General features: G+C 58.7%; 15 protein-coding genes. 9 read left to right on the top strand and 6 right to left on the bottom strand.

Annotation, left to right across the window (positions count from 1 at the left end; translation table 11 throughout):
- Window positions 1-9 precede the first annotated feature (9 nt).
- The 4 genes from THTE_RS03220 to THTE_RS03235 all read left to right on the top strand — a co-directional run bounded on the left by THTE_RS03220 (window position 10) and on the right by THTE_RS03235 (window position 3859).
- Window positions 10-1236 (top strand): aspartate aminotransferase family protein, encoded by a 1227-nt coding sequence (locus tag THTE_RS03220; RefSeq protein ID WP_207651768.1) that lies wholly within the window; start codon window positions 10-12, stop codon window positions 1234-1236.
- 43 nt (window positions 1237-1279) lie between these two features.
- Window positions 1280-2215, top strand: a complete 936-nt coding sequence (argF, locus tag THTE_RS03225) for an ornithine carbamoyltransferase (RefSeq protein WP_237260190.1) — start codon at window positions 1280-1282, stop codon at window positions 2213-2215.
- A 50-nt stretch (window positions 2216-2265) separates the two neighbouring features.
- A complete protein-coding gene (gene rph / locus THTE_RS03230; protein ID WP_095416745.1) occupies window positions 2266-3000 on the top strand; it encodes a ribonuclease PH in 735 nt (244 codons plus the stop codon).
- 64 nt (window positions 3001-3064) lie between these two features.
- Window positions 3065-3859: a HEAT repeat domain-containing protein gene (locus THTE_RS03235; protein ID WP_095414087.1), complete on the top strand. Its 795-nt coding sequence runs from the start codon at window positions 3065-3067 to the stop codon at window positions 3857-3859.
- 59 nt (window positions 3860-3918) lie between these two features.
- Here THTE_RS03235 and THTE_RS03240 read toward each other — a convergent pair whose 3' ends face one another.
- The 4 genes from THTE_RS03240 to THTE_RS03255 all read right to left on the bottom strand — a co-directional run bounded on the left by THTE_RS03240 (window position 3919) and on the right by THTE_RS03255 (window position 15055).
- Entirely contained in the window at window positions 3919-5838 is a 1920-nt protein-coding gene (locus THTE_RS03240) for a carbon starvation CstA family protein (RefSeq protein WP_095414088.1), read from the bottom strand.
- Between the two features lie 239 nt (window positions 5839-6077).
- Window positions 6078-10031 (bottom strand): COG1361 family protein, encoded by a 3954-nt coding sequence (locus THTE_RS03245; protein WP_095414089.1) that lies wholly within the window; start codon window positions 10029-10031, stop codon window positions 6078-6080.
- Window positions 10032-10563: 532 nt separating this feature from the next.
- A complete protein-coding gene (locus THTE_RS18610) occupies window positions 10564-11151 on the bottom strand; it encodes an REP-associated tyrosine transposase (RefSeq protein ID WP_095414090.1) in 588 nt (195 codons plus the stop codon).
- Window positions 11152-11563: 412 nt separating this feature from the next.
- The gene (locus THTE_RS03255) at window positions 11564-15055 is read right to left on the bottom strand and encodes a glycosyl hydrolase (RefSeq protein ID WP_095414091.1); all 3492 of its coding nucleotides are present in this window, start codon (window positions 15053-15055) and stop codon (window positions 11564-11566) included.
- Window positions 15056-15322: 267 nt separating this feature from the next.
- On the opposite strand from THTE_RS03255, the gene THTE_RS03260 reads away from it, so the two are divergent.
- The 4 genes from THTE_RS03260 (at window position 15323) to THTE_RS03275 (ending at window position 18469) form a co-directional block, all read left to right on the top strand.
- Window positions 15323-16330 carry a DUF1559 domain-containing protein gene (locus THTE_RS03260; protein WP_095414092.1) on the top strand — a complete coding sequence of 336 codons (1008 nt, stop codon included), beginning with the start codon at window positions 15323-15325 and terminating at the stop codon, window positions 16328-16330.
- 343 nt (window positions 16331-16673) lie between these two features.
- Window positions 16674-16889 carry a hypothetical protein gene (locus THTE_RS03265; protein WP_095414093.1) on the top strand — a complete coding sequence of 72 codons (216 nt, stop codon included), beginning with the start codon at window positions 16674-16676 and terminating at the stop codon, window positions 16887-16889.
- 278 nt (window positions 16890-17167) lie between these two features.
- On the top strand, window positions 17168-17443 hold the full coding sequence (locus THTE_RS03270) for a hypothetical protein (RefSeq protein ID WP_095414094.1): 276 nt from the start codon (window positions 17168-17170) through the stop codon (window positions 17441-17443).
- A gap of 78 nt (window positions 17444-17521) precedes the next feature.
- A complete protein-coding gene (locus tag THTE_RS03275) occupies window positions 17522-18469 on the top strand; it encodes a radical SAM protein (protein ID WP_237260191.1) in 948 nt (315 codons plus the stop codon).
- A 21-nt stretch (window positions 18470-18490) separates the two neighbouring features.
- Here THTE_RS03275 and metH read toward each other — a convergent pair whose 3' ends face one another.
- Window positions 18491-22186 carry a methionine synthase gene (gene metH / locus THTE_RS03280; RefSeq protein ID WP_095416747.1) on the bottom strand — a complete coding sequence of 1232 codons (3696 nt, stop codon included), beginning with the start codon at window positions 22184-22186 and terminating at the stop codon, window positions 18491-18493.
- An 886-nt stretch (window positions 22187-23072) separates the two neighbouring features.
- Window positions 23073-23906, bottom strand: coding sequence for a PEP-CTERM sorting domain-containing protein (locus THTE_RS03285; protein WP_095414095.1), 834 nt, complete (start codon window positions 23904-23906; stop codon window positions 23073-23075).
- 1061 nt (window positions 23907-24967) lie between these two features.
- On the opposite strand from THTE_RS03285, the gene pheS reads away from it, so the two are divergent.
- Window positions 24968-25993 carry a phenylalanine--tRNA ligase subunit alpha gene (pheS, locus tag THTE_RS03295; protein ID WP_095414097.1) on the top strand — a complete coding sequence of 342 codons (1026 nt, stop codon included), beginning with the start codon at window positions 24968-24970 and terminating at the stop codon, window positions 25991-25993.
- Window positions 25994-25995 lie beyond the last annotated feature (2 nt).

A 25995-nucleotide genomic window follows, 5' to 3' on the forward strand; every position in this document is an offset into this window, starting at 1 on the left:
AGCACTGAGGTGAACCGTCCTCAATTGAGCTCGAAGGACATCATTGGCCTGTTCGATCGGTACGTCATCGGCAACTACCGACGGTTTCCCGTGGCCCTGGTCCGCGGGGAGGGTGTCTACGTTTGGGACGCGGAGGGCAACCGCTATCTCGATCTTTTCCCTGGGTGGGGCTGCAATCTTCTTGGCCACTGTCCGCCGAGGGTGGTCGAAGCCGTCCGCGAGCAGGTGGGGCGCCTCATTCACGTTCCCAATACTTGGTACACAGAACTGCAGGGACTGTGGGCCCAGGCGCTTTCCGAGCGGAGTTTTGGAGGTCAGGCATTTTTCTGCAATTCGGGGACCGAGGCCAACGAGGCGGCCATCAAGCTCGTCCGCCTCCACAGTCCCAAGGGACGGTACAAGATCATCACGTTCGAGGGCGGTTTCCATGGCCGAACGCTGGGTTCGCTCTCCGCCACCGCGCAGCCCAAGTATCACGAAGGACTGGGACCGCTGCTGCCCGGCTTTGTGTACTGCCCTTTCGGTGATCTGGATGCCGTGGCGAAGGCTATTGACACCGAGACGGCGGCCATCATGGTGGAGCCTATTCAGGGGGAAGGGGGCGTGGTTCTTCCGCCCGACGGTTTTCTGGCGGGACTCCGCCAACTTGCCGATCGGCACAATTTGCTACTCGTGTTTGATGAAGTGCAAACCGGTTGCGGTCGCACAGGGCATTGGTTTGGCTACCAGTACTTTGGCGTGACGCCCGACATCATGACTCTGGCCAAATCGCTGTGCGGTGGTCTGGCGGGCGGGGCGATGCTCGCAAAGCCCGAAATAGCCGCCAGCCTCCGTCCCGGCATGCACGCGTCCACTTTCGGGGGCAATCCGATCGCGGCGGCTGCGGGTCTGGCCACCATCGAGATGATCGAAAAGGAAAATCTTCTCGAAAAGGCGAAACACATCAGTGCGGTCTTCCGCCAGCGATTGGAAGAGCTTAAAAAAACGTGTCCCATCGTCCGCGAAGTCCGCATCGCCGGACTTATGATCGGGATTGAACTGACGCTGGAAGGGGCTCCGGTCGTGGATGCCTGTCTCCGCCGCGGTCTGCTCATCAACTGTACTCATAACACGGTGATCCGCCTGTTACCGGCCATGATCATGAATGACGATCAGGTCCACGAAGGCTGCGACATTCTGGCGGACGTGCTCGCCGCCTACGCGGCAGGCCGGTTGGAATCGGCTGGCAAACCATAATTGCCGAACATGGCAAGCGGCTCACGAAAGCGTGGAGGGCCTCATGATGATAAAGCTGGAACGTCGACACCTGTTAACGGTAGAAGATCTTTCGGCAGCCGAGATCGAACGGATTTTTTCCATCAGCGAAGACCTCAAGGCCAAATTTCTGGAAGGTGTTCGTGAGCCGCTCTTGCCCCAGCGTGTGATGGCCCTGATTTTTGAAAAGCCGTCCCTCCGCACCCGGGTGAGTTTTGAAACAGCGATGGCTCATCTCGGCGGGAGTGCCATTTTCCTGGGACAGGATGCGGGATTTGGGAAGCGGGAAACGATGGCCGATTTTGCCTCGGTCCTCAGTCAGTATGTGGATGTCATCGTATTCCGCGGTAATAAACATCAAACTGTGGAAGAACTCGCTTACTACTCCAGTTGCCCTGTGATCAACGGCCTGACCGATTACGCCCATCCCTGTCAGGCCCTGGCGGACCTGTTCACCCTGCGGGAAATCGCCGGTAAACTGCGGGGACACACCCTGGCCTGGGTGGGCGACGGAAACAATGTAGCGCGCAGCCTTGCGGAGGGCTGTGCCAAACTCGGTGTGCGATTTGTCATGGCGACCCCGGAAAAGTATCGCTTCGAGCCGGAGTTTGTGGATCGCCTGCGGAAAAAATATCCAGATTTCCAGTTTGAGGTGGTGGATCGCCCCGAGGACGCTGTGCGGGACGCCCTCGCGGTGTATACGGACGTCTGGACGAGTATGGGACAGGAGGCCGAAGCGGAGCAGCGCCGCAGGGATTTTGCGCCCTATCAAGTCAACGCCAAACTAATGGCCCATACGCAGAAAGGCGCGGTGTTCATGCACTGCCTGCCCGCTCATCGGGGAGAGGAGGTGACGGACGAGGTGATCGACGGGCCGCAGAGCGTCGTCCTCCAGCAGGCCGCCAACCGGTTGCACGTTCAGAAGGGCATCCTGGCGTGGCTTCTCGGGGCGCATGCGTGAGTGAGTCGGACCAAGCCGGTCAGCGTTGTGGATAGGGAGACAGCGACGTGGTGACGCGCGGGGATGGTCGAATCTGGAACGAGCTGCGCCCCATAACGATCCAGCGGCGCTTCACAACGGCTTCCGCGGGAAGTGTTCTCATCTCCGCCGGGCGGAGTATCGTACTCTGCACGGCCAACGTCGAGCCGCAGGTCCCCGCCTGGCTGGCAGATCAGGGGAGCGGTTGGCTCACTGCGGAATACAGCATGCTGCCCGGCAGCACGACTCCGCGCAAGCAGCGGGAGCGCAGCCGTGTGGAGGGCCGCACTGCCGAAATCCAGCGGCTGATTGGGCGCAGCCTGCGTGGCGTGGTGGATCTTCAGGGGCTGGGGCCTCGCACCATCACGATCGATTGCGACGTCCTTCAGGCGGATGGCGGCACGCGCACGCTCAGCATCACCGGAGGGTTCATCGCTCTCGTGGATGCCCTCCGGACGATCCAGGCGGAACTCCCCAACCCAGAGCGTTTACCGCTCCACGACAGTGTGGCGGCGGTTAGCGTTGCCCAGTGGGGCGAGGATCTCGTGCTGGATCCCAACCAGCAGGAAGACAATGAAGCGGCAGTGGATTTTAATGTTATCATGACGGGGAGCGGAAAGTTTGTGGAAATTCAGGGGACAGCCGAGCACGCGCCTTTCGATCGTTTGCTCCTCGAACGTATTCTGGACCTGGCCGCACAGGGGATTGCCGAACTGACCCGCCTCCAGCGAGAAGCGCTGGGGGAGGACTGGCCGTGGGCTTCCTGAGCGGTCTGATCCAGGTCGCATGATGCGTTTTGCGAGGGCATATCGCAACGTGTGAGACCACGACATGTTACAGAAATACTGGCGGCGGCTGAGTCAAGACGTCGGGCATCGGGTAATAAAAGTGAGCCCGTTTGTGTTTGTCGTCTTCACTGTGTTTGTTGTCCCTTCGTGCCGGCCGATGCCCCCGATGGGCGAGGACGCCAAGGAGTCGCGAAGGCCGTCGCGGCGAACGGAGTTCCGTGAAGTCAAGTACACAGACAAGACGCCCGAAGAGTGGCGCGAGCTGTTGGGGCATCCTAATCCGCAGGTGAGGGACCACGCGATTGACGCCCTGGTTCAATACGGTCCGGACCAGGTGCCCTTTCTCGCCAAGATGGTGGAGGATCGCAGCAAACCCACGGCGCGCATGGCGGCGATCAGAGCCCTGGGCGCGTTTGGTCCCCGTGCCGCCGCGGCAGTTCCTGTGATCGTGGCCGCTCTGCAGGATCAGACCTGGGACGGGCGAGATGTCGCCGCCGAAAGCTTGGGATTCATCGGCCAGGCTTCGCCGGACGTTGAGCGGGCCCTGTGCGAGGCCCTCAAGGATGGCGATGAAAGGGTACGCATGGCGGCTGCCCGGGCACTCGGGCGCTGCCGAGCGGCAAGTCAGGAGGCTGTGAAGGTCCTCGCTGCTGCCCTTAAGGATGCCGATCCCAACGTGCAAATGGCGGCAGTAGAAGCATTAGGAGAGCTTGGCCCCGCTGCCCAGTCTGCTGTGCCCCAGTTGGAAGAGTTGGCCCGGCAGGGAACGCCTGTCCTTCAGGCAACCGCCCAGGAAGCCCTCAGCCGGATCACGGGGAGAAAAAACGCACCGCCATAGGACCTGGATGGCGTGCAATCTTTTCCCGGTTAACTGCACTGGTCCCAAGCAGTGCGATCTCAAAACACGGTCTCTGCCCGCTCGCGCTGCTCTTGTGCTGCGGGTTGCTCTTCCAGCGGAATGGTGGCTGGACGTTGAGGACCGCGGAGAAATGCCGTGATGCCTTCCAGAATCAGCCAAGCTGCCATGATCAGCACGATAACGGTTGTCACCCACAGGACGGTTTTTCCTTCCCGATAGAATCCAATCAGATTATAAATCATGGCGGCCCCGGTCATGAGGAGCATGAAAATCATCGGCACGAGCGTGAAAGCGTACATCCGCTGATTCTGATAGAGGTACACACTCACGATCAACAGGGCCAATCCGGCCAGAAGCTGATTGGTTGTGCCGAAGAGTGTCCAGAGGGCTTTCCCCGCGGGAACGACGGCAAAAAAGCCGATTCCCGCCACCGCCATGAGGGAGCCAAAGTATCGGTTGGCCAGGAACTTCAAACCCACCGCCTGGCAGAGCTCTTCCACGTTGAAGCGAAGCAGGCGGGTTGCGGAATCCAACGTGGTGAGTGCGAACGCCGTGACGGTCACCGCGATGAACGTGGAGCCGATACCGGTGGGAATTCCCAGGTGAGAAAGAATGTTGGCACTTCCGCGAACCACGGCATTAAGCTGGGCGGCCAGCCCTCCGATAGCGCTCCAGCTCGCGTAAACACCCCTGTCGCTCCAGTCAAATTGAGAAAGCCCCGCAACACAAGCCGCAATAACGAGCACGGCCAGCGCGCCCTCCACCAACATCGCGCCATACCCAACCAGCAGGGCATCCTTTTCCCGATTGAGTTGCTTGACGGTCGTCCCACTGGAGACCAGGGAATGGAAACCGCTCACTGCTCCACAAGCGATGGTGACAAAAAGCAGCGGGATCAGGGGCGGGGCTCCCGGCACATTCAGCCGAACCGCCGGTGCATCAATCTTGGCGTATTCACTGCCTACTGCCGTAGCCACCAGCATCCCTACAAATAGGGCGATCAGGGCGAAGTAGAGCTGAAAACTGTTGATGTAATCCCGCGGCTGAAGCAGCAGCCAGACGGGCAGCACGGACGCTAAGAAGCCATACAAAAGGAGTGCCCCGATCCATGCGTAATTGGCTCTGCCCAAAACAGTGTCGGGATCCTTGATGGATCCCAGCTCGCGAACCACATCATCCCGGCCCTGGGCCTTGAAGTAATCAATCGCAGCGGCCGCACCGTACGGACGGGAAAATCCTGGCCTTCCCATCGTGGGTTTGGCATCGCGAGCCTGTTCCAGGGCCTGTCGGGTCTGGGGGGTACACAGCCATTCATAGGTCAGGACGGGGTTCTTTTCGCCCAAATAGATAAGGCCGGCAAACACGACAAGGGCACCCAATGTAGCGGGGAGGAGCGGTACTTTCAGCCGATATACGGACAATCCAAAAAGGACGGCCAGCAACATCAGGCCGACCGAGGGAATAATCGCGTCGGGATTGTAATTGAGGAACAAATCGGCCAGCGTGTTGCAGAACGCGCCCATCGCAAGTGACATGAGAAAGAAAATGATCAGAAGCGAAAGCAGTCGGGCGCGTGGACCAAGGACATAATACGCCACTTCGCCCACCGAACGCCCCCGATGCCGAAGGCTCACCACGAGGGCACCCAAATCGTGGACGGCCCCGATCAGAATGGCACCGAAAACCACCCAAAGGACCGCCGGCAACCAACCCCAAATGACGGCCAGGGCAGGCCCCAGGATTGGGCCCAGGCCGGCGATTGATGCAAAATGATGACCAAATAATACCGGTGTTTTCGCGGGACAGTAATCGATGCCGTCATACATGGTGTGGGCAGGCGTGGGACGATCGGGGTCGAGCTGAAACACCCGCCGGGCCAGAAAGCGGCCATATACCTGGTAACCTAGAAAAAGCAGGGCAAATGCCCCGAAAACGACGACAGCGGCCTGATCCAGCATAAGAGTCTCCCCTATCCGTGTTTGCTGTTGTCATCCAACGGGGACCGTTGGCAGGTGTGGGGCCTGGTGTAAACGGAAAAACGCTCAAATTTAGCATAAATCTCCGCTCACCCTGCCGCAACGTTTTCGTGGAAACGACAGTGTGGCGGTTAAGATTTCCGTGATCCACTCGCACCAACCCCGCGAGGCTGCACCGTGGTGCTCATGCGCCCTGTTTGCGCCTGCCATCGCCGCTTCGTTCATTCACCGAGGATGGCGTCCACTTGGAATTGGCCTTCGGCCGTGCCACCGCCCGGATCGAGTCGCAGGGCCACGATAATCTGACCGTCCCATTGTGGATGATCGGCCAGGCTGAGGCGATATTCGTGAAGCTGGCCGTCCGGCTCCACCGCGAAGCGAAGGGATTTCTCTTCATCGAAGTTCGGCGAACGCTCGGTCGTCCAGAAAAGCTGCGCCATTCTTCCGGCGGTGGTACTCATCCTGATGACGACGGTCTTGTAAACCGCGGCCGGAACGCGGAGGTTGGGCCGAATGATGTACGGATCAGGGCCCGTGATACGACCCGCTAGGATGCCATCCTTGACCTCGAGGTCAGCCACATCGTGGGCGGCGATCCAGCCCTCCAATCCCGTCTCGAATGTAAACGTGAGGAGCTGCGCCAGCCGCGGAATTCGATCCACAGTGCGCTGGACGGCCGGTTTGATGGAGACGGTCGCCGGGCCGGTCGCTCCCACCTGAATCGTCAGCAGCGCGGTGCCGGGGTCATAGCACCAGGCGGAGCCGTCCTCCAGGTGAGGCTGCTCATTTTGGGGAATTGGTTGCCCGTTGATGGCCACTTCCTGCGGGCTGGCGATATTGGCAATCAACACCGGGCCGACTTCTCCCGGTGGAAACGCGATCTGAAATTCGAGGGCATCGCCGCTCAGGTGGACCCGGTCAATCGTTCCCAAGGAGGTGAGTGCAAACCGCTGATTCTCGGGCCCGACGTAAACGGTGCGAGGTTCTTCGTCCCGCCCGATCAATTTGGTGACACACCCGATGATCTGCCGGGGGGCGAAGACCCACGGACATTTTTCTCCTGTTATGGCGCTGATATTGTCCGGCCAGAGCGCCACGTTTTCGCCTTCCTGATCCTGCTGATGGATAGCGCTGTGAATGACAATGGTCGCCACCTCCGTCCACGGAAGACTCTGATCAAATTCCGCTAGTTTCAGGAGGGCGTTGGCGTACCGCAGGCCATTCCACTGAACAGGACGCCCGAACCACGAACCGTGGTACCACGTGGCCCCGAACACGGGAATGCTGGCCCCCTGGAGAAACGGCTTCTCGGGATCGCTCCACAGATAAACGAACGGTAATCCCCGCCTGGCCCAGAGAACGGCATCCTGGAGCCACCGTTTTTCGCCCGTGAGGCGGTAGGCCTCGATGTACGCGTCCACAGCATCGGCGGCAGCTAGGATGTCCGGGGTATGGACGGGCACTTCCCAGACTTGTGCCGCACGAGGAACGCGGAATTGTTCCATCAACTCCAGCGTTTTCACCATTTCCTCATAAAGGCGACGATCACCCGTGATGCGAGCGAAGGTTAGGATTTCGTAGGCATTGCGGGCGCAGGTCCCGACTTCCAGGGCGTCATTGGGACCAAGTTCGCGGTAGTCCATGCCGACGAAAGGTCCACTGCCCGGCCGGTCGGCGTCAAATCGCCAGCTTCCGTCCTCACGCCGGGAAGCCAGAAGAGCGGCGACGCGACTTGCATTGGCCCAGACGCGATCCGCACGACCTCCGACGCGGAGCGCATCCAGCCGTGGCGGGAGCTTGAGTTGCTCGCAAACTTCTTTCACACGTTCCTCGCAGCGACCTTTCAAACCCGGATCGCTGGTCAGCATGGCCCCAAGCACGAGATCGGCGGCAAAATCGGACGGCAGGGCCTGGTGAGAAAGAATGGCGTTTCCTTTGGTGGTCCACCACTGACGGGTTTCCGGATCCCACAGCGACTCCAAATAGGCCCGCGTGGAGAACTCAATTTCACCAGGGAGAGAGTTATGAGGTAGAGGATGGGCAGGGGCGATCCTGAGGTTTTTCACGTAGTCCGTGATGACGGCAAGTGCGTCCTCCGCCTGACCATCGGTCCAAAGATCGGCCGCCAACCGGAGTGTTCGATTCGGCTCGAGTTTGTAGGGTTTCGAGGCCATCCGACTGTTGACCGGTGTGTACTCCGGCACCGGCGGCAAGAAGAGTTCCATCAGGTGACTTCGCTGATGGTTGAAGCGGTCTGGCGAGGCGAACCCAAATGCCGGGGGAAGTCGGTCACCGGCAGGTCGATTGTCCCAGATCAGGCCCACCGTACCGTGTGGGCCATGAATTCCCACTGCGGGAATGGTGATCATGTAAGGATGGACAACATAGCGCACGCGATCGGGATGGTCTTCCGCGATGTCGAGGCTATCGCTCGACAATTCGTCATCCACCAGCCACTCCAATCCTGGGAAGATGGCCTCATCGCGCTGATGGATGTAAACCATGGGCAATCCCCAGGCGAGAATGTCCACAGGTTGGTCGCTTTCCAGTTGTGAATCCATGCGACAGATGCTGGCCCCCGCTCCGAGGGTGAATCTCACAGTTGCCCGAATCGTGGCGCCATTGGCGGTTTTGACAGTGCAGGGAAAGATCAGAACGCCGCCCGGGCTGTTCGTCGCCGGGCCCAGTTGGCAGGAGTCCGCGGCGAGCAGATATTCTTCCGCCTGGTCCTGGCCGTGACGGACGACGAGTCGTCCCATGGAAATCAGCCAGCCGGCGACCTTCCAGCCTTGTGGGGTTTTCACCTCGAGGCGTCCGGCAGAAAATCGCTGCTGGCATGGGTAGAACACCAGACGCAGGTTTTCGTTTTCCAATACAGGCACTGGCCGCGGCGCCACTGAAAACCGGCCCAGAGGTGGCGGTGGCGAGATACTTTTGACAACCATCACCCGCGATTGACCCGACCACCCCCCTCCCAAACTCTCCGCGATCGGGACGTCCTTGGCCTGCACGGAGACTTTGACGGGCAGGTTGGGAGTTTCCGCGTCAGCAACAAAGGTGTGTCGCACGATGGTGCGTCGGGTGGGAAACAGAGTCTTGACGACCTGTCGCGTCGATCCCTGCGGCGTTTCAAATGTGACGGTGATTCCACTCAGATTGACCTGGCCGGTGTTTTCCAGTTCGCACTCCAGGACAGCCGTCTGGCCCACCGTAACCACAGGCTCCGCCGGCCCGAAGCTCCGAACACGCAGGGCCGGCTTGAGTTCCAACCGGCGCACGTCCTGAAGTTCCCCACAAACAGCCCTGGCGAGAAGAGTCATGGGGCGGTCCCGCACGCCTGTCCATGCGAAATAGAGCGGCTTGATTTCGTCTGGAGCCAGCCTGGGAATGGTCATTTTTTCCGGGCGATAGCGTGCCGGGCCGGGAACGGTGATCGTAGCCTCCACGTTGTCCGCAGGACGATCGCCCACATTGGCCACCAACACCCGAATGCGAGCCTCCCGATCGGGCGTTTGCGGGTCTTCCTCCAGCATGACCTTTTTGATGTGAGGTACCGGGCCCACCTGAACGATGTACTGAACATCGTCAAGAAGCAGCTCTCCCGCCGTTCCCACAATCCGTGCTGCAAAGTGGACGCTTTTGACCTTGGGATTATCGGTGTAGTCGTACTTCAACCGGGCGTGGTGCCACTGGCCGTCGCCGATGTGATCTTCCGGGACGGTGAACGTTGCGCGGGGTGAACCCGTTCGCTCAATGCCTTCTTCATTGACCGGGATGACGTAAATATTGAGCTTCGCTCCCCGAGCGGAAACAGCCTTGTACCAGAAATCGATGCCGCCTTTCAGCTCGGTGATGAGTCGGGTTCGGTTGAGGCCGGTCTCGGATGTTGCCGTCTCGGCCGTGCGAACCAGTCGCAAGGAATACTTTCCAGAATGTGCGTCGGGGGAGACGGTCACTTCGCGGCCCACGGGGCCCCAATCCACGGGGAAACCGTTTTTGCCGAGAACTTCAAAGGAACCGTTGGTGCACGGATTTTCCGGGGAAACGGAGCCGCTCTCGGCTGCAATCGTTGGGCTGCTGGCAAATACCACGGCCAGCACTGTGATGGTCAGGATGGCCGTCGCACGTGTTTTCCGTTTCCGCCAGCCAACAAGAGATTTCATCAACGCTCGCATGATCATCTCCTCCTTTGGAGTGCGGCGATTTATCGCCTTGGAGTGCGGCGATTTATCGCCGCTTTTTTGAGACGGCTTTAGCCGTCGCGAAACCGCGTGTGTCGCCTGTATTTTCCCGTTTGTGTATTCCTTTGTGTTCTGACGCTCGAATTTTTTTCATTCCGACGCTCGCACTTTTTCATTCCGACGGTTGTCTTCTTTTGTATTCTGAGGCTTGTATTTTTTATGCTCACGCTTTCATTCTTGCCCCATGTCGCGGGGAGCTAAAGCTCCCGCGCGAAAGCGGGGCTAAAGCCCCGCACTCCATGGAGTGCGGCGATTCATCGCCGCTTTCCTGAGACGGCTTCAGCCGTCGTGAAACCGTGTGTGGGTGCCCGTATTCTCACGCTTGCGTATTCTTTTGTCTTCTAACGCTTGTATTTTTTTATTCCGACGCTTGAATTTTGCCTCACGCTGCGGGGAGCTAAAGCTCCCGCGCGAAAGCGGGGCTAAAGCCCCGCACTCCAAAGGGCGATTTCTCGACTTCCTGTTTTCACCACTCAGGTGCCACGTCGAAGTCATCGACTACGTGAAGACGGTCTGTCTTCAATCCATAGATAGTGTGCACGTGGGCGGGTTTCGCTGTCGTTTCGAACCATTGTGCCGAGCACCACGGGTAATGGGAGGCGATGCGTACAAGTCCATGTTTTACCGGATTTTGGTGTGTGTAGCAGAGCCTCGCGAAATAGGACTTTTGATATGTCAACCTTACTTCCCAGTAGTTATGCCAAACGCGTCGATGTGAAAGTCCATCACAGCGATTAACCCAGACGGCGGTGCGGCCATGGACGAGCCGAATCAGTTCCCGAAGCGTCTCGCCACTTTGACTACCAGGCGGAGCGTGAGCGACGAAGTGATAATGGTTAGAAAAAACCGCCCAAGCTTCCAGTTCCCAATTCAAATCACTTGCCACCGTAAGTAGGGTATCGCGGAGATAGCGCAGGCGTTCAGCTCCTCTGAAGATGTTCTCTTTACCGTGAGTTGCAGCGGTAACGAAATAGGTGCCGTGCTCTGAGAGTTCATGAAGGGGCGCGTGTGGCCACGAGGCGCGAGAGTTAACTGTGTCATCGTACGAACTCACAGCCTAACCTCTTTAACCGCCGATTGGTTTACTTTGGGATTGTTTGAAACTCGTGTGGAGTGCGGCGATTTATCGCCGCTTTTTTGAGACGGCTTTAGCCGTCGTGAAACCGCGTGTGTCGCCTGCATTTTCCCGTTTGTGTATTCCTTTGTGTTCTGACGCTCGAATTTTTTTCATTTCGACGCTTGTCTTCTTTTGTCTTCTGACGCTTGATTTTTTCACTAATCCTTGCCTTCTTTTGCATTCTGACGCTTGAATTCTTTGTCTTGTGACACTTGTATTTTTTTCATTCCGACGCTTGCATTTTTTCATTCCGATGCTTGCATTCTTGCCTCGTGCTGCGGGGAGCTAAAGCTCCCGCGCGAAAGCGGGGCTAAAGCCCCGCACTCCATAAAGGCCGCGCATTCTAAAGTTACTCGTGCCTGGTCTCTTCGTGCCCTTTGGTAAGGAAGTTAACGGGCGTCACGATTCTAACCGTCACCGGCCCCAGCAGGCCCGAGCGATGGAGCGGCGCCTCTTTCCACGGCACCCGCCAGGCCAGCGCGTGTTTGATGTTGGTATAGGTGAATGTTCCGAATTGCGGCTCCCGGGCGTCGCCGGTCAACCGGTTCGACCAATCATTGGCAACCCGAACGACTAACTCATTCTCGCCATTCCGAACGGCCTCTGTGATGTCCAGCTCATACGGCGGGGTCCAGAGATTGCCCACCCAGTGGCCGTTGACCATCACTTCGGCCACGAACCGGACTTCTCCTAGATCAATGAACACCCGCTGATGGGGTGAGATTTCGCCAATTTGAAATGTCTTGCGGTAAGTTGCCACGCCGGAAAAGTACCTGATGCCCGGCTCAAAATGATCAGTCCAGGAGATCAGCTCCTGAAAGGTCGTCTTTTCGGGGGCTCCCCAACCCGGCGGAAACTCCACCTGCCACGCACCCGTCAATTTCTCGTGTTGAACCGGTGTAGCCATGAAGGGGATTCTCCTCCCGGAGGCCAGAACAAGCTGATATTCGCCCGGCGTTTCGCAGCGAACTCTCAGAGAACCATCATCGCCCAGTTCAATCTGCACGGGCGGTTTTCCCGTGGACGGAGTGAACAGGAGATCTTTTCCGTCTTGTAGGACACCGACCACGGCGTCCGTCTCCGGTGGGTTTTTCCCCTGCCGTGGTACGACGACGAAGAGGGTCCCCAGCGGTGGAAGCGAGAGCGGCACTTCCATTCCCTCGGCGGTCTGACGAAAGGCGGCGAGCTTGGTTCTTTTTCCGGTGACCGGATCCCAAATCTCCGGAGTTCCACTTTCGGTGCGGATTCGCGCGACCAGATTTTCCCACCGTGGAAGGCGATTCCAGAAGAAATAGATATGCACGGCCGGGGTCCGACGGTGGACATAATCGATGGACGCGCCCTCGGCTGTATGCACGACCACGTCCGGTGGAATACCGAGGTGCTGGAGTACCTCTTTGAGCGGCATTCCCCAGAATACGCGGCCTGCCCCGTAGGTCCGGTGACCGCTGGCTGAGGGGTTTTCACCCCAGATGCGGTCAGCGATTGCTTTGACCTTTTCATCACAACCCGGATAATCCGTCAGAGAGGGGCTTTTCTGCGGTTTTTCGCCCACCACCGTGGCGCCGGCCTCGATAAGAGAAGCCAGTTTGTCCATGACTTCTGGCCTGATCTCACTCCCTGGCGGCAGGACTAGAACGGGAGTGCCCTCATGCTCCGGGGCAAAGCACACACGCCCATTGCGAACGAATGCCCGCTCCAGAAGGGCCTTCGTGTCGGTCACCGTGTAGTCGTAGCCAAAGCCCAGTTCGGGATCGATGCTCTTGGGCATGACGAAATTGAACCCCCGATCGCCGTAGTAATAGCAGACGTCGGTGACCGGTTCGCCCTGCTGAAGCAGGAAGCTGCACCGGGCGATATACTCGACGAATCCCCCAGCCAGCGGCCACCAGGCAATCGAGGGCGAAAAATGCGTGCCCGCCGTGTAGACCCAGCCTGGCAGTTTGGCCTGTGCCGGTCGATGGGCTGCCGTGTGGAACGTGAAATGGTTGGCCCCTTCGCAGAATGCCCGGTCGGCAATGGGCTTTAACTCGGCCGGTCCATCCTGCCAGTGTCGCCAGCTCGTGAACGCCTCCATATCGACCATCGGCTTACCATAGATCTGCGCAGCGCAGGCTGTTTCCTTGACCACCCAGATGTGCTCATCCACCCAGAACTCGCCTCGCGGGATGTCAATGGCGCCCTGGGCTTTGAGGGCGTCCACCGGAACGGGATGGAGCGGCAGGCCAGGACCGCCGGCCTCCGCGCAGAGTTTCAGCCCATGTTTATGGCAGATTTCCGTGGCCCGGCCATAGAAGGCATCCACAATCAAATCGGAGAGCGTTGTCTCGTAATCACGAATGAATCGCCGCGTGGTCGCTTCGTCCGTCATGATGCAGCCCAGCAGGACCGGCAGGAAGGGCTTCATGTCGTAACCACGACGGCGCTGAAATTCCTCCAAAAGTTTTGGTGTCCAGGTAGCGCCGCGGAGTTCGTAGCTGCACACGTAGAGCTGCTTGAGGGCTGTTTGATCGAGCGGTCCCAGTTCGTCAATCAGCGGTTCGAGAATATGGCGAAAGTGCCAGTCTGTGGCGGCTGGATTGAAATGGTCGATGGCCCAGCCTGCGGAATTCGGGCTGGGGAGAACGAGTTGTTGCCCCGTGTTCCCATAGCCAAAGCGAATGATTCGCCATTTCCCGGCCGGGACTTCCCAATGCAATTTGCCGTCGGGCCCCAGCCGGTCGGTGAGGTCGATGACCTGTGTGGGCGATGCGATAACCACAGGGGGTTCCTCGGCCGAGGCCCAGCTATTCCGCGGGCCGTTGCGGACACCGTCGTGAATGCAATCCGCGGACCATGGCCCCGAGGTTTTCCACTGGGTGGTGAATCGCACGAGAGCCGCCCCCGTGCGGCTGCCACCATTGACCATCCGGGAGACGACGTTATTGCCCTGGGGAGTGCAGAGCTCGAATTCCCCGAGCTCCCATCGCGATTCGCGCGGATTGTGCTTGGAAAGGAGTTCCAGCTTGACGTATCGCGCGTGAGTAGCTGGAAAGTCGAAGCGCTGCGGCTCCGTTGTCGGTTGCAACTCTCCCTTGACGACCAGGCGAAACGCGTCGGGGGCGTCGTTCGTGTCTGACAGGTAAACGGCGAAACCCTTCACGAAGCGGTGAAGTGGCCCGGTCTTGCTGGCATCTTCCGACTCGGTGTTGCACAGGATGACGTGATCAACGAGGTAACGACCAGGCGGCGCCAGTTGGAAAACGAACGTGGGTAAATCGTAAACTGTGTCCGCCGGTAGCGCCAGCACAGCGATATCCCGATAGATCGGAGGCAATCCGCCCGGATGTTTGTAGGCAGCGGGAGGGAGTTCCGGCTGTGGGATGATGGCCTCAAAAGTCCCGGGCCCTTCACAACTGATCTGAGTGGTGAAAAGTCCCATCGCCCCGTACTCGGGCGTCACCCAGGGACCGCCGGCGTTCCAGCTACTTGAGGTGATGAGGCCTATTTCCATGCCCATCTCTTTCGCCTTGCTGAGGAGCGGCACAAGCTGGCGCACCCATTCCCGGCTCATGAAGGCCGGTCCCGCGGGGATAACCTTGTCGGGGTCACGCGCGCCGATATCGAAGACGTACAGCCCGCTGAGGCCCTTTTCCCGGAATTGTCGCAACTCGCACAAGGCCTGCGGGACATCGACGTAGCCATTCATCCAACACCAGTACGCAGCCGGTCGTGCCACGTCCGGGGGATTACGAAATCCCAGTACAAGCTCGTCTGGAATCTCGGTGGCCAGCGTCGTGAAAAAGCTGCTCAGGCTTACGATTCCCATTGACAGGACAGCAGTTAGAGGACGCTTCAGCATGGCATCACCCAGTGTCGGTCAAAGACTGTTGCCCAGGCGCGATTCCCGAGGTTTCTCAACGCGACGCCATTTTAACACATTCTTAGCGCTCTCATAACGGTTTCCTAACACGGTTCCCGTATAGTGACTCTGAACAACGATCGGAGAGAACCTCGACAACGCACGTCGGTGTGAACAAGGCAGTCCCTGGGATTGGGTCCTCTCGGAGGGCTGCCACAACAATGGGAAGCGGTTAAGGACCCATCAACCGATCAAAGGAGGAACCATATGAACCGTATCGCGTCACGAGAGTCCACGGAGAAAAGTGGTTTTACGCTCGTCGAACTCCTGGTGGTCGTTGCGATCATCGGGATTCTGATCGCACTGCTTTTGCCCGCGGTTCAGGCGGCCCGCGAAGCCGCAAGAAGAAGTCAGTGCAGCAACAACCTCAAGCAAATCGGTCTGGCTTTCCATAACTTTCAGGATGTGTACGGCTGGCTGCCGAACGGGGCGCGGGACGGCGACCACCGGGTTCCCGATCCGCTGACCGCCTGCTGCAATTCGCGGACCCGGCATGGGTGGAGCTGGCTCTACCACATCACCCCGTTTATTGAACAGAAGCCGATTTATGACCTGGCCAGCGACGCTGACGATCCTCCGACGCAGGGTTCAGGACAGAACCGCAAGGAAGACATCGTCGCCCAGCGAGGAGTTCCCATCTATTATTGCCCCTCCCGCCGCTACATGGAGTTTTACGGAAGCGGTAGATTCTATCGCTCCGACTATGCAGGAAACGGCGGCCAGCGCGACGGCGGAGATGTGCGTGGGTCGGGAAGCAACGGACTCCGCGGCGTCGTGATCCAGACAGACGCGAAGAAGACGCGGGTGGAGATGCTCCGGGATGGGTCGTCCAACATCATCATGGTGGGCGAAAAGGCTCTCCATCCCAAGGCCTTTGGTTCAGAGGGTGGGGATAACGAGAGGTGGAATAACCCCGGCTGGGACGAAGACATCATCCGCTGGGGCGCTTTTCGCAGAAGCGATGGCACGGAATACGGGCTGACGCCCATCCCGGATAGTAAGGCCCCCTACGACCCAGGCTCCGGTTGGACGACTGTGGTGGACGTTGACGGACGAACGTGGGGACGTTGGCATCCCTTCTTCGGTTCTTCCCATCCCGGCGGACTCAACGCATGCATGGCCGACGGAGGAGTGCGGTTTCTGAGCTTCACCGTCGACCATCAGGTGTTCCGCCGCCTGAGCCTCAGCGATGATGGCGAGCCCGTCCAGTACTGACGGTTTGCGCAAATTCACACTCCCCACCCTCACGCCGCCGGTTGGCTGCCCGCGGACCTTTCCCCCCGTGTGTGTCACTCGCCTGGGCTTCGCGGGCAGCCGACCCTCTCTCACCAGTCATCGACACAGTCACCGGGCAAGAGATTTGCGCGCCTCTCAGGGAACACTGGGAGCGGTTGACGAGGAACTCGGGACTGGGACCTCCAACCGTGGCCTGCAGCCGGGCGCGTTGCTACGCCGAAAGTTGGTGGCTCCAGGAGCGGATCCAAGCAGCGACACGTTGGGCCGATACGCGAACCGACATGATCTGTTGTCGTCGTATTCAAAAAGGAGGATTCTGAAAATGACGCAACACAAAAGCAAATTGAGAAAAACAACACGGCTGTTTGGTGCGGTCATTCTGGGAGTTGTATTGGGGCTTGTATTGGGGAGTGTGCCAGGTTGTGGCCAGAAGAAGGCTGAGCCGCCACCGCTCACGGAAGACCTCAAGGCCAGGATCCAGCAAGAGGATGAGGCGATCACGGCGGCGGAAAAGGCCCAGTCGCAGCTTCGCCCATGACTGCACATTTTGCTTTCGTGCAGTAATGGTCGGCTACCGCCGGGCACGCCATGATCCTCACGCAACAACTGCCAGGACTTGCTGTCAATTGTGGCCGATTCCGCAAAATTTCACGCGTTATTGAATAAACGGGGCGAATAATTAAGCCAGAAATTGATATAAATCAACAAATCAGATCAGAAATGTCAACTTGTCTTTTTATGGGGTTCCTTCGTAGACTATTATGAGTCGGGGATCGGCATCTCTCACGTCGGCGGGTCGAAGGCGAGGGTCGAGTCATGATCGGGAGCGAATTGGACACGATTCCGTGCGTGGAGGAGCTCAAACCCGGTGACCGAATTGAGGTGGAACACCGTGTTACGGTCGGCAGCAAGAGCTGGACCACCCGCACGGTGGGGACGGTGGTGCGGACCGAGCGGGTCGCTCACGGCCTGCATTTTGACCGGGCACCGGACGAAAAAACCTACAGCGATGTGATCCTCCTGGAACTGCCGGACGGTGAACTCACAACCATCACACTGGATGAATTCACCGTGATCCGGCGTGCGCCGTGACGGCTTCCCGTCATCTCGGGGGCCATCCATCTGTCGATTGCTTATTCGAATTCGAAGCGCTGAGGAGGGGCCGTCTTCTTGAGGAGAACCGAACGCGAACGAGATTCCGAAATTCGCCCGCCATTGGGTGCTATCGATCCCTTTCATTCCAGCCCAGCCATGTCGGTCCCCGGCCATTTGCCCACCGTTTTCACCCGCCACGAACGCACCTTCGGAGACTTCCGGTTTGTCTATCCGGTGGTGAGCCGTCGGGCAGGCGGGGTCTCCATCGGCGTCAACCTTAACCCTGACAAGATTTGCAATTTTGATTGCGTCTATTGTCAGGTTGATCGCCGCGAGTTGCCGGGACGCGTCTTCGTGGAGTTGGATCGGCTCCGCGACGAGCTCCATGAAGCAATTCGGCTCGTCCGGCAGGGTGAGCTGTTTTCCACGGAGAAATTTGCAGAAACGCCGCTGCCCCTGCGCCGCCTCCGCGATATTGCGTTCAGTGGCGATGGCGAGCCCACAACGTTCACCAATTTCGAGCAAATCTGCCAGCTTGCCGCGGATGTTCGCCATTCCGAAGGATTGGATGACATCAAGCTGGTCCTCATCACAAATGCCTCCATGTTCCACCGGCCGGGCGTCCAGCGGGGACTGGCGATCCTCGATGCGCACGGGGGTGAAATTTGGGCCAAGCTGGATGCCGGTACCGAGGAGTATTTCCAGAGAGTTGCCCGAACTTCCATTCCTTTCCAGCGAATTCTGGACAACATCACGGAGGCCGCCCGCGTCCGCCCCCTTGTGATTCAGTCTCTTTTTATGCGTTTGAATGAGCAGGCCCCTCCGCCAGAGGAAATCGTTGCGTACTGTGAACGTTTGAAAGAAATCGTTCAAGCCGGCGGACGGATCAAACTGGTGCAGATTTACTCCGTGGCGCGTCCGCCTGCCGAATCGTTTGTCAGCGCGCTCTCAGCTCAGGAGCTGGAAGCCATCGCCGCCCAGGTGCACTCCAGCACCGGCCTCACAACGGCGGTTTATCCGTAGGTCCAAGGACGCTCGCAGTAATCAGCTCTCCGGTTCGTAGGCGAGATACGGCGCAAGCCAGCGCTCGACTTCCTGGACCGGCATCCCTTTGCGGCGGGCATAGTTCTCCACCTGATCGCGGGTCACGCGGTCCACCGTAAAATACCGGGCCTGGGGATGGGCGAAGTACCATCCGCACACCGAGGCCGGTGGATCCATGGCGAAGCTCTCGGTCAGCCGGATTCCCGTCGTTTCAGTGGCATGCAACAGTTTGAAAAGCGTGGCCTTCTCAGTGTGATCCGGACATGCGGGGTATCCTGGGGCTGGCCGAATGCCCCGATACCGCTCCTTAATCAGGTCTTCATTGGAGAGGTTCTCGTCCTGCCCGTAGCCCCAGTCACGCCGCGCCTGGGCGTGAAGCCTTTCGGCGAATGCTTCAGCCAGCCGGTCGGCCAGCGCTTTGACCATGATGGCCCGATAGTCGTCGCGCTGTTCCTCGTACCGCCGTGCCAGGGCCGCCGCCTCATGTCCCGATGTGACGGCAAAGGCTCCGATATAGTCCAGACGGCCGCTCTCCACCGGCGCGATGAAGTCAGCCAGGGCGAAAAATACTTCCTGCCCCTGACGTCGCCACTGCTGCCGCAATGTGTAGAACCGGGCAAGGACCTCGCTGCGTGTCTCGTCGGTGTAAACAAGGATGTCGTCGCCTTCTGAGTTGGCCGGCCAGAATCCGTAAACTCCCCGCGGGTGCAGAAGCTTGCCGGCGACGATTTCTTCAAGCATCCGCTGGGCATCCCGCCAGAGGGCCTCTGCCTGCTGGCCGAACCGGGCATCACTGAAGATTTTGGGATACGTGCCGGGTAACTCCCAGGCGATGAAGAAAGGCGTCCAATCAATGTAGGGAATCAGTTCCTCCACGGGCACCTCCACCGTCCGCGTGCCCAGAAAGCTCGGTTGCGGAATGTCCACGTGAGCCCAGTCACAAGTGAACCGACGTGCCACCGCTTCGCGGTAGGGGACCAAATTGGCCGTGCGACGCTGGGTGTAACTTTCCGCCAGTTTGGCCTGCTCTCGACGGATCTCTTCTGCAAACGCGATGCGCTCCACGGGGTTCATCAGCCGCTCGACCACGCCCACACTCTTGGAGGCGTCGGGCACGTGAACGGTGATTCCCGCGTATTCCGGCGCGATTTTCACCGCCGTGTGCTTCGCGCTGGTCGTCGCTCCACCAATAAGAAGCGGCAGCGTCATCCCGCGACGATTCATTTCCCGAGCGACGTGGACCATCTCTTCCAAACTGGGGGTGATCAGCCCGGAAAGCCCCACGATGTCGGCTTTCTCGCGCTCCGCTGTCTCCAGAATTGTTTCGCAGGGAACCATCACTCCCAGGTCCACAATCCGATAGTTGTTGCAGGCCAGCACAATGCCCACGATATTCTTGCCGATATCGTGCACGTCACCCTTCACCGTTGCCAGGACGATGGTGCCGCGATGCTGTCCGTTTCCGCCCGACCGCGCTTTCTCAGCTTCCATGTAGGGCGTCAGATAGGCCACGGCCTTCTTCATCACTCTGGCCGATTTAACAACCTGGGGAAGAAACATTTTTCCCTGGCCGAACAGATCGCCGACAACCTTCATTCCGTCCATGAGGGGGCCCTCGATGATCGCCAGGGCCGAGGGCATTTGCTGGCGAATTTCCTCCACATCCTGTTCAATGAACTCGTCGATCCCATGGATGAGAGCATGTTTGAGCCGTTCCGCGACCGGAGCCTGTCGCCATTTTTGCTCGCTCTTGGTCGCCGCGTCGGTGGGTGTTGTCGAAAGTTTTTCCGCAAAGCGGATAAGCCGCTCCGTGGCATCCGGCCGACGGTCGAACAGCACGTCTTCCACAAGCTCCCGCAATTCCGGGTCGATCTCTTCGTACACGTCGAGCTGCCCCGCGTTGACGATCGCCATGTCGAGGCCCGCCTGAATGGCATGATACAGGAAGGCGGAGTGCATGGCGCGGCGGACCGGCTCGCTGGAGCGAAAAGAAAACGAAATGTTGCTCACGCCTCCAGATGTCTTCGCCCCAGGGCAGCGCTGTTTGATTTGGCGGACAGCCTCGATGAAATTGATCGCATACCGGTTGTGCTCTTCGATTCCCGTTCCCACCGTGAGAATATTGGGGTCGAAAATGATGTCTTCCGGTGGAAAACCTACTTTCTCCGTTAGCAGGCGGTATGCCCGCTCGGCGACGCGGACCTTGTGTTCGATCGTGACCGCCTGCCCCTCCTCATCGAAGGCCATGACCACGACCGCCGCCCCGTAACGGCGGATTTTTCGCGCCTCCTCCAGGAAAACACTTTCGCCTTCCTTCAGACTGATCGAGTTGACGATCCCTTTGCCCTGCAGGCATTTGAGTCCCGTTTCAAGGATCGACCATTTGGAGCTGTCGATCATGATGGGCACGCGGGCAATATCGGGTTCGGCGGCCAGGCGATTGAGAAACTCCCGCATGGCCTGCTCGCCGTCCAGCAGGGCATCGTCCATGTTCACGTCGAGGATATTCGCCCCACCTTCCACCTGCTGCCGAGCAATCGCCACCGCCTCATCATAGCGACCTTCGCGGATTAGCCGTGCAAACCGCCGCGACCCGGCGACGTTCGTCCGCTCACCAATCAGAATGAAGTTGCTGTCAGGACGAATGACCAGCGGCTCCAACCCGGCCAGTCGTGTCCAGCGCGAAACTTCCGGAGGTGTGCGCGGACGCTTGTCCCGGACTGCTTCCGCGATGGCCCGGATATGAGCCGGCGTCGTCCCGCAGCAGCCGCCCACGATGTTGATCCAGCCATTCTGAGCAAACTCCGCCAGGACGGCTGCCATCTGCTCGGGCGTTTCGTCGTATCCGCCGAACTCGTTGGGAAGACCCGCATTGGGATGGCAGCTCGTCCAGATCGGCGCGAGGGTGGAAAGTTCTTCCACAAACGGCCGCATCAGCTCCGGCCCCAAGGCGCAGTTAATCCCCACACTGAAAAGAGGGGCATGCGAGATCGAAATCCAGAAAGCCTCCAGAGTCTGTCCAGAGAGCGTTCGGCCGCTCCGATCGGTGATCGTCACCGAGGCCATCACCGGCACGCGCTGCCCGGTCGCTTCAAAAACGTCTTCGATGGCCACAAGGCACGCCTTCGCGTTGAGCGTGTCGAAGATCGTTTCCACAAGCAAAATATCCACCCCGGCTGTCAGCAGGGCTTCCACCTGCTCTCGGTAGGCGGCGTAGAGATCGTCGAACGTGACCGCACGATATCCCGGTCGGTTGACGTCCGGCGAAAGCGAGGCCGTCCGGTTCGTCGGGCCGATCGATCCCGCCACGAAACGGGGCCCACTGTCAGGATGGCTGGAGCAATACCGAGCGATGGCATTTCTGGCGCACTGAACCGCCGCCGCGTTGATGGCGGCCGCATGATCCGTGAGGGCATAGTCGGCCAGCGAAATGCGATTGGCATTGAATGTGTTGGTCGTGATGATGTCGGCGCCAGCTTCGAGATAGGCAAGATGGATATCCGTGATGGCATCGGGCCGGGTGATCGAGAGGAGATCGTTGCACCCCTTGAGAGGGGATGGGTGATCCGCGAAGGCGTTGCCCCGGTAAGCCGCCTCATCCAGGTGCAGGGCCTGAATCATTGTTCCCATCGCACCGTCGAGGATGAGGATCCGCTGGCGGATAAGCTCATTCAGAACTGCTAATGGGTCATGCATGATTTCACAGGCGTGTCCTGAATTTTCTGTCACGTCGGGCATGAGGTTTTACTGGGATCTCAATCTTTCTGGGGGGTATTACACCGGACCGGCCATGAAAGCGCCGCTCCGTTGAAATAAAAGCGTTTCCCGTTCGCTTTCACCATCGCGTCCGCTTACTCAATGATAGGCGCGCGGAGTAGGGTTGGCGAACGTGGAATGGCCTGGGAGGCAGGCTTTCCCGGCTAAACAACGCACATTCGCCCGAATCCGAGGAATCGCCAGTTTTGCAAAAACCTGCGAGATGTGATGGGGCACAATGCATCGTAGGGGCGATTAACAAATCGCCCCTACCGGTGAACAGTTGTTGTGCGCGTCCGAGAAAGAACCTAATGTGGAGGGCCACGCTTGTCGTACCCGGTGTCAGTTAACCATCTGATGTCAAACCTGGTAGGGGCAATTCATGAATTGCCCCTACCGGTGAACCCATGTTGTGTCCGTTAGCGAAAAACGTGATTCGGAGGGGCACGCTTGTCGTGCCCGGCGAAGGGGGATGGGTCATCGATCGGTGTTGATCGGACCCGACAAGCGGGTCCCTCCGAGGTAGGTTCGTCCCGATTTCCAACACACGGACCCCGACGAGGATCGGGGCGTTGAGGCCAGCAATTGGCAGGGCAATCGTTCGCCCATCGTCTTCGGTTCGGAACCTGGGATGAGTACGAGGACGAACGGAAACCTCCCAAAAGAGGCGGCCACGGACCGGCGATCATCTCCACTTGAACATAAAAAACCCCGGCGAGCGCAAACTCAACCGGGGATTCTGCCGTTATCGCGAATCTTCGTTGTGATTGCCGTGGTTACCAGGACGAAAGCGGCGATTGGCCGCAGGTGATTCTCAGTGCTCCGATCACGCCTTTTTGCGGCGACGCAGAACGACGGCGCCCAGTCCCGTAGCCCCCAGCGATGCCAAACCCACCAGCGTGGCCGGCTCAGGGACTGCGTTCACCTGCATCACTATCGCTCCGCTAGGATCGCCCCAGGTATCTGGGTTAAGATTAAGTGATGTCATCGGATATACCGCCAGTTTAAACGTGTACTCGCCGTTCTTGTTGGGGTCGAACGAAATGTCCGTCTGATTTATGACGACGCCGCCGGGTGGATTTGTGCTGGATTGCGGAATGGACAAAAAGTTCATCGCGAGATTCCAAGAGTTCTCGACCTCGCCTGCCACCTGGTCGTCTTGTCCCTCGCCATTCGGAGTGTTTGAATTGCCATCGTCATCGCCATCAAGGATTTGACTGAAATTCGCGATCAACCAGGCATAGTTGAGTGTACCAGTGTTTTCACCCGGATCGAAATCGTAGAACAGCTTGACTCCCAGGTACTGGTTAACATTGGGAGCCGCCACATAGAAGCCAAAGTTCCATTTGGCGTAATCCTTGTCGTATCCCGTGCCGCCATACTTCCCGGTTTCTACGTAGTAGATACCTGGTGCCACCGCGTAAACAGGGGACTGCCCATACCGCCCATGGGCCATCAGGGCCAGGAAAACGTCGGCTTCATTATTGCCATCCAAGTCTAATTCAGTCCACACCAACTTGCTGTTACTTCCAACAATCCCTGAGCCACCAAATTGAACGTTACCGATCCAATCTGGCCGCCCAAAATAGGCGAAAGCGCTGCCCGATAGGCCGCACACCACGACCCCAAGCGACAACACCCAACACAGTCTGCGCAACATGGCTGACCTCCTCCAGGAATCAAGAACCGTTGACGACTGCCAACTTCCTCTAACGCCGATTCACCCATTCAAATCGGAAGCAACGGGTAAGCAAACGCACCGCCCCAGTTCCGACCGCCTCGATCCGAAGGAGCAAGCGCCCGTTACCGCGAGTGCCCTCCCGACTTCCGCCGTGCCGACTCGAAACCCGTTGCGAAAAAACCGTGTCGGCACAATCACTGGCCTTATCTTAATCACCCGAATTCAAAAATCAACTCCGGACCGTGCAAATTTGGCGGGTATTATGTCCTATTCGGTCAGATAAAAGTGGGGGTCTCGGTAACTGTCCGGGACGGGAAAGCCTACCGACTCATCCCCACATTTTGTGAGGATCCGCGAGAGGCCAAGGTCTTGCAGGGGCAATTCTTGAATCGCCCCCATCGGTCATCGTTGTGCGATCTGGGCCCAGGGCAGGGCGGTGAAGGCTAAAGCCTTCACCAAAAAGCGGCGATGAATCGCCGCACTCCATAAATCGCCGCACTCCATGGAGTGCGGGGCTTTAGCCCCGCTTTCGGCGCGGGACTTCAGTCCCCGCGGAAAGGCAATGGATTGTCCAACGTCGAAAAGCGGACGTGACAAGCACATCCCTCCGAGTATGCGGACCTGACGAGCGGGTCCCTCCGAAAAGTCGGAGGGGCACGCTTGTCGTGCCCGGTGAAGGGGGATGGGTCATCGATCGGTGTTGATCGGACCCGACAAGCGGGTCCCTCCATGTGCGGCAGCGGCAATTCATGAATGGCCCCTACCGAAATCGGAGCCACTTGGCCGTGCTACCATGCGTTGCAGGCACGATTCATGGATCACCCCTACCTTAGCCTAAGTGCGCCACGGGGTGGAAGCTGCCTCTCAGGGCCGCTTCCTAACACCAAACGGGTCACCGCCAGACGGTGCCGATGTGGGATACCCAATCGAGCGGCGGCGCGATAAATTGAGCGTTTTCGGGGCCAATCTTCAGAACCCGCACGGGCGCCTGATTTTTCTGGATTCTTTCCGATTTCCGCAATTTCCGGTCTTAACCAGCCATGGATGACATTTTGCAACAACTCAGGCAGGACCTCGATGCCGCTCAGGACTCCAAACAACTGGAGCAGGTGCGCATCAAGTATCTTGGGCGAAAGGGTTTGATCACGACCCTCGCCAAAAGCACCGACTTCAGCCGTCTATCGCCCGAGGAAAAGCGGAGCTTCGGCCAGCGGTTGAACACCCTCAAGTCGGAGGCCGAGCGCCTCCTCGCGGAAGCCGCAGCGCGGATCCAGGCTTTGGAGAAAGACCGCGTGCGGCGGATCGCCGGCCTGGACCTATCGCTCCCCTCGATCGACCGCCGCATGGGAAGCATCCACCCCATCGCACTTGTTCAGATGGAACTGGAAGAGATTTTTCAGGGGATGGGCTTCCGCGTCCTCACGGGATACGAAGTGGAGCTGGAATATTACAACTTCGACGCCCTCAATATCCCGCCGGATCATCCCGCGCGCGATATGCAGGATACGTTCTGGCTGGAAAATGGAATGCTCCTGCGGACACACACATCCGCCAATCAGGTCCGCGCGCTGGAAACCTATGGCGTGCCCCTGCGGGCGATCTTTCCTGGGCGGTGCTTTCGTAACGAGGCCATTGACGCCAGTCACGAGAATACTTTCTACCAACTCGAAGGCCTGCTCGTGGATCGCGATATTTCCGTCGCCCATCTCATCGCCGTGATGAAGACCCTGTTAAGCCAGGTGTTCCGGCGAGAGGTGACGGTTCGCCTTCGGCCCGGATTTTTCCCGTTCGTGGAACCGGGCTTTGAACTCGACGTGCAGTGCCTCATTTGTGGAGGAAAAGGGTGCTCCACGTGCAAACAAACTGGCTGGATCGAGTTGATCCCCTGCGGGTTGGTCCATCCCAAGGTCCTGGAATATGGCCGCGTTGATCCTCAGGTTTACAGTGGCTTTGCCTTTGGCATGGGGTTGACGCGTCTGGCCATGATGAAATACGGCATTCCCGATATCCGGTTGTTCAACTCCGGCGATATTCGGTTTTACGAGCAATTTCCGGCCGCATTTTGAGC

It is taken from the genome of Thermogutta terrifontis, assembly GCF_002277955.1.
Lineage (GTDB): Bacteria > Planctomycetota > Planctomycetia > Pirellulales > Thermoguttaceae > Thermogutta > Thermogutta terrifontis.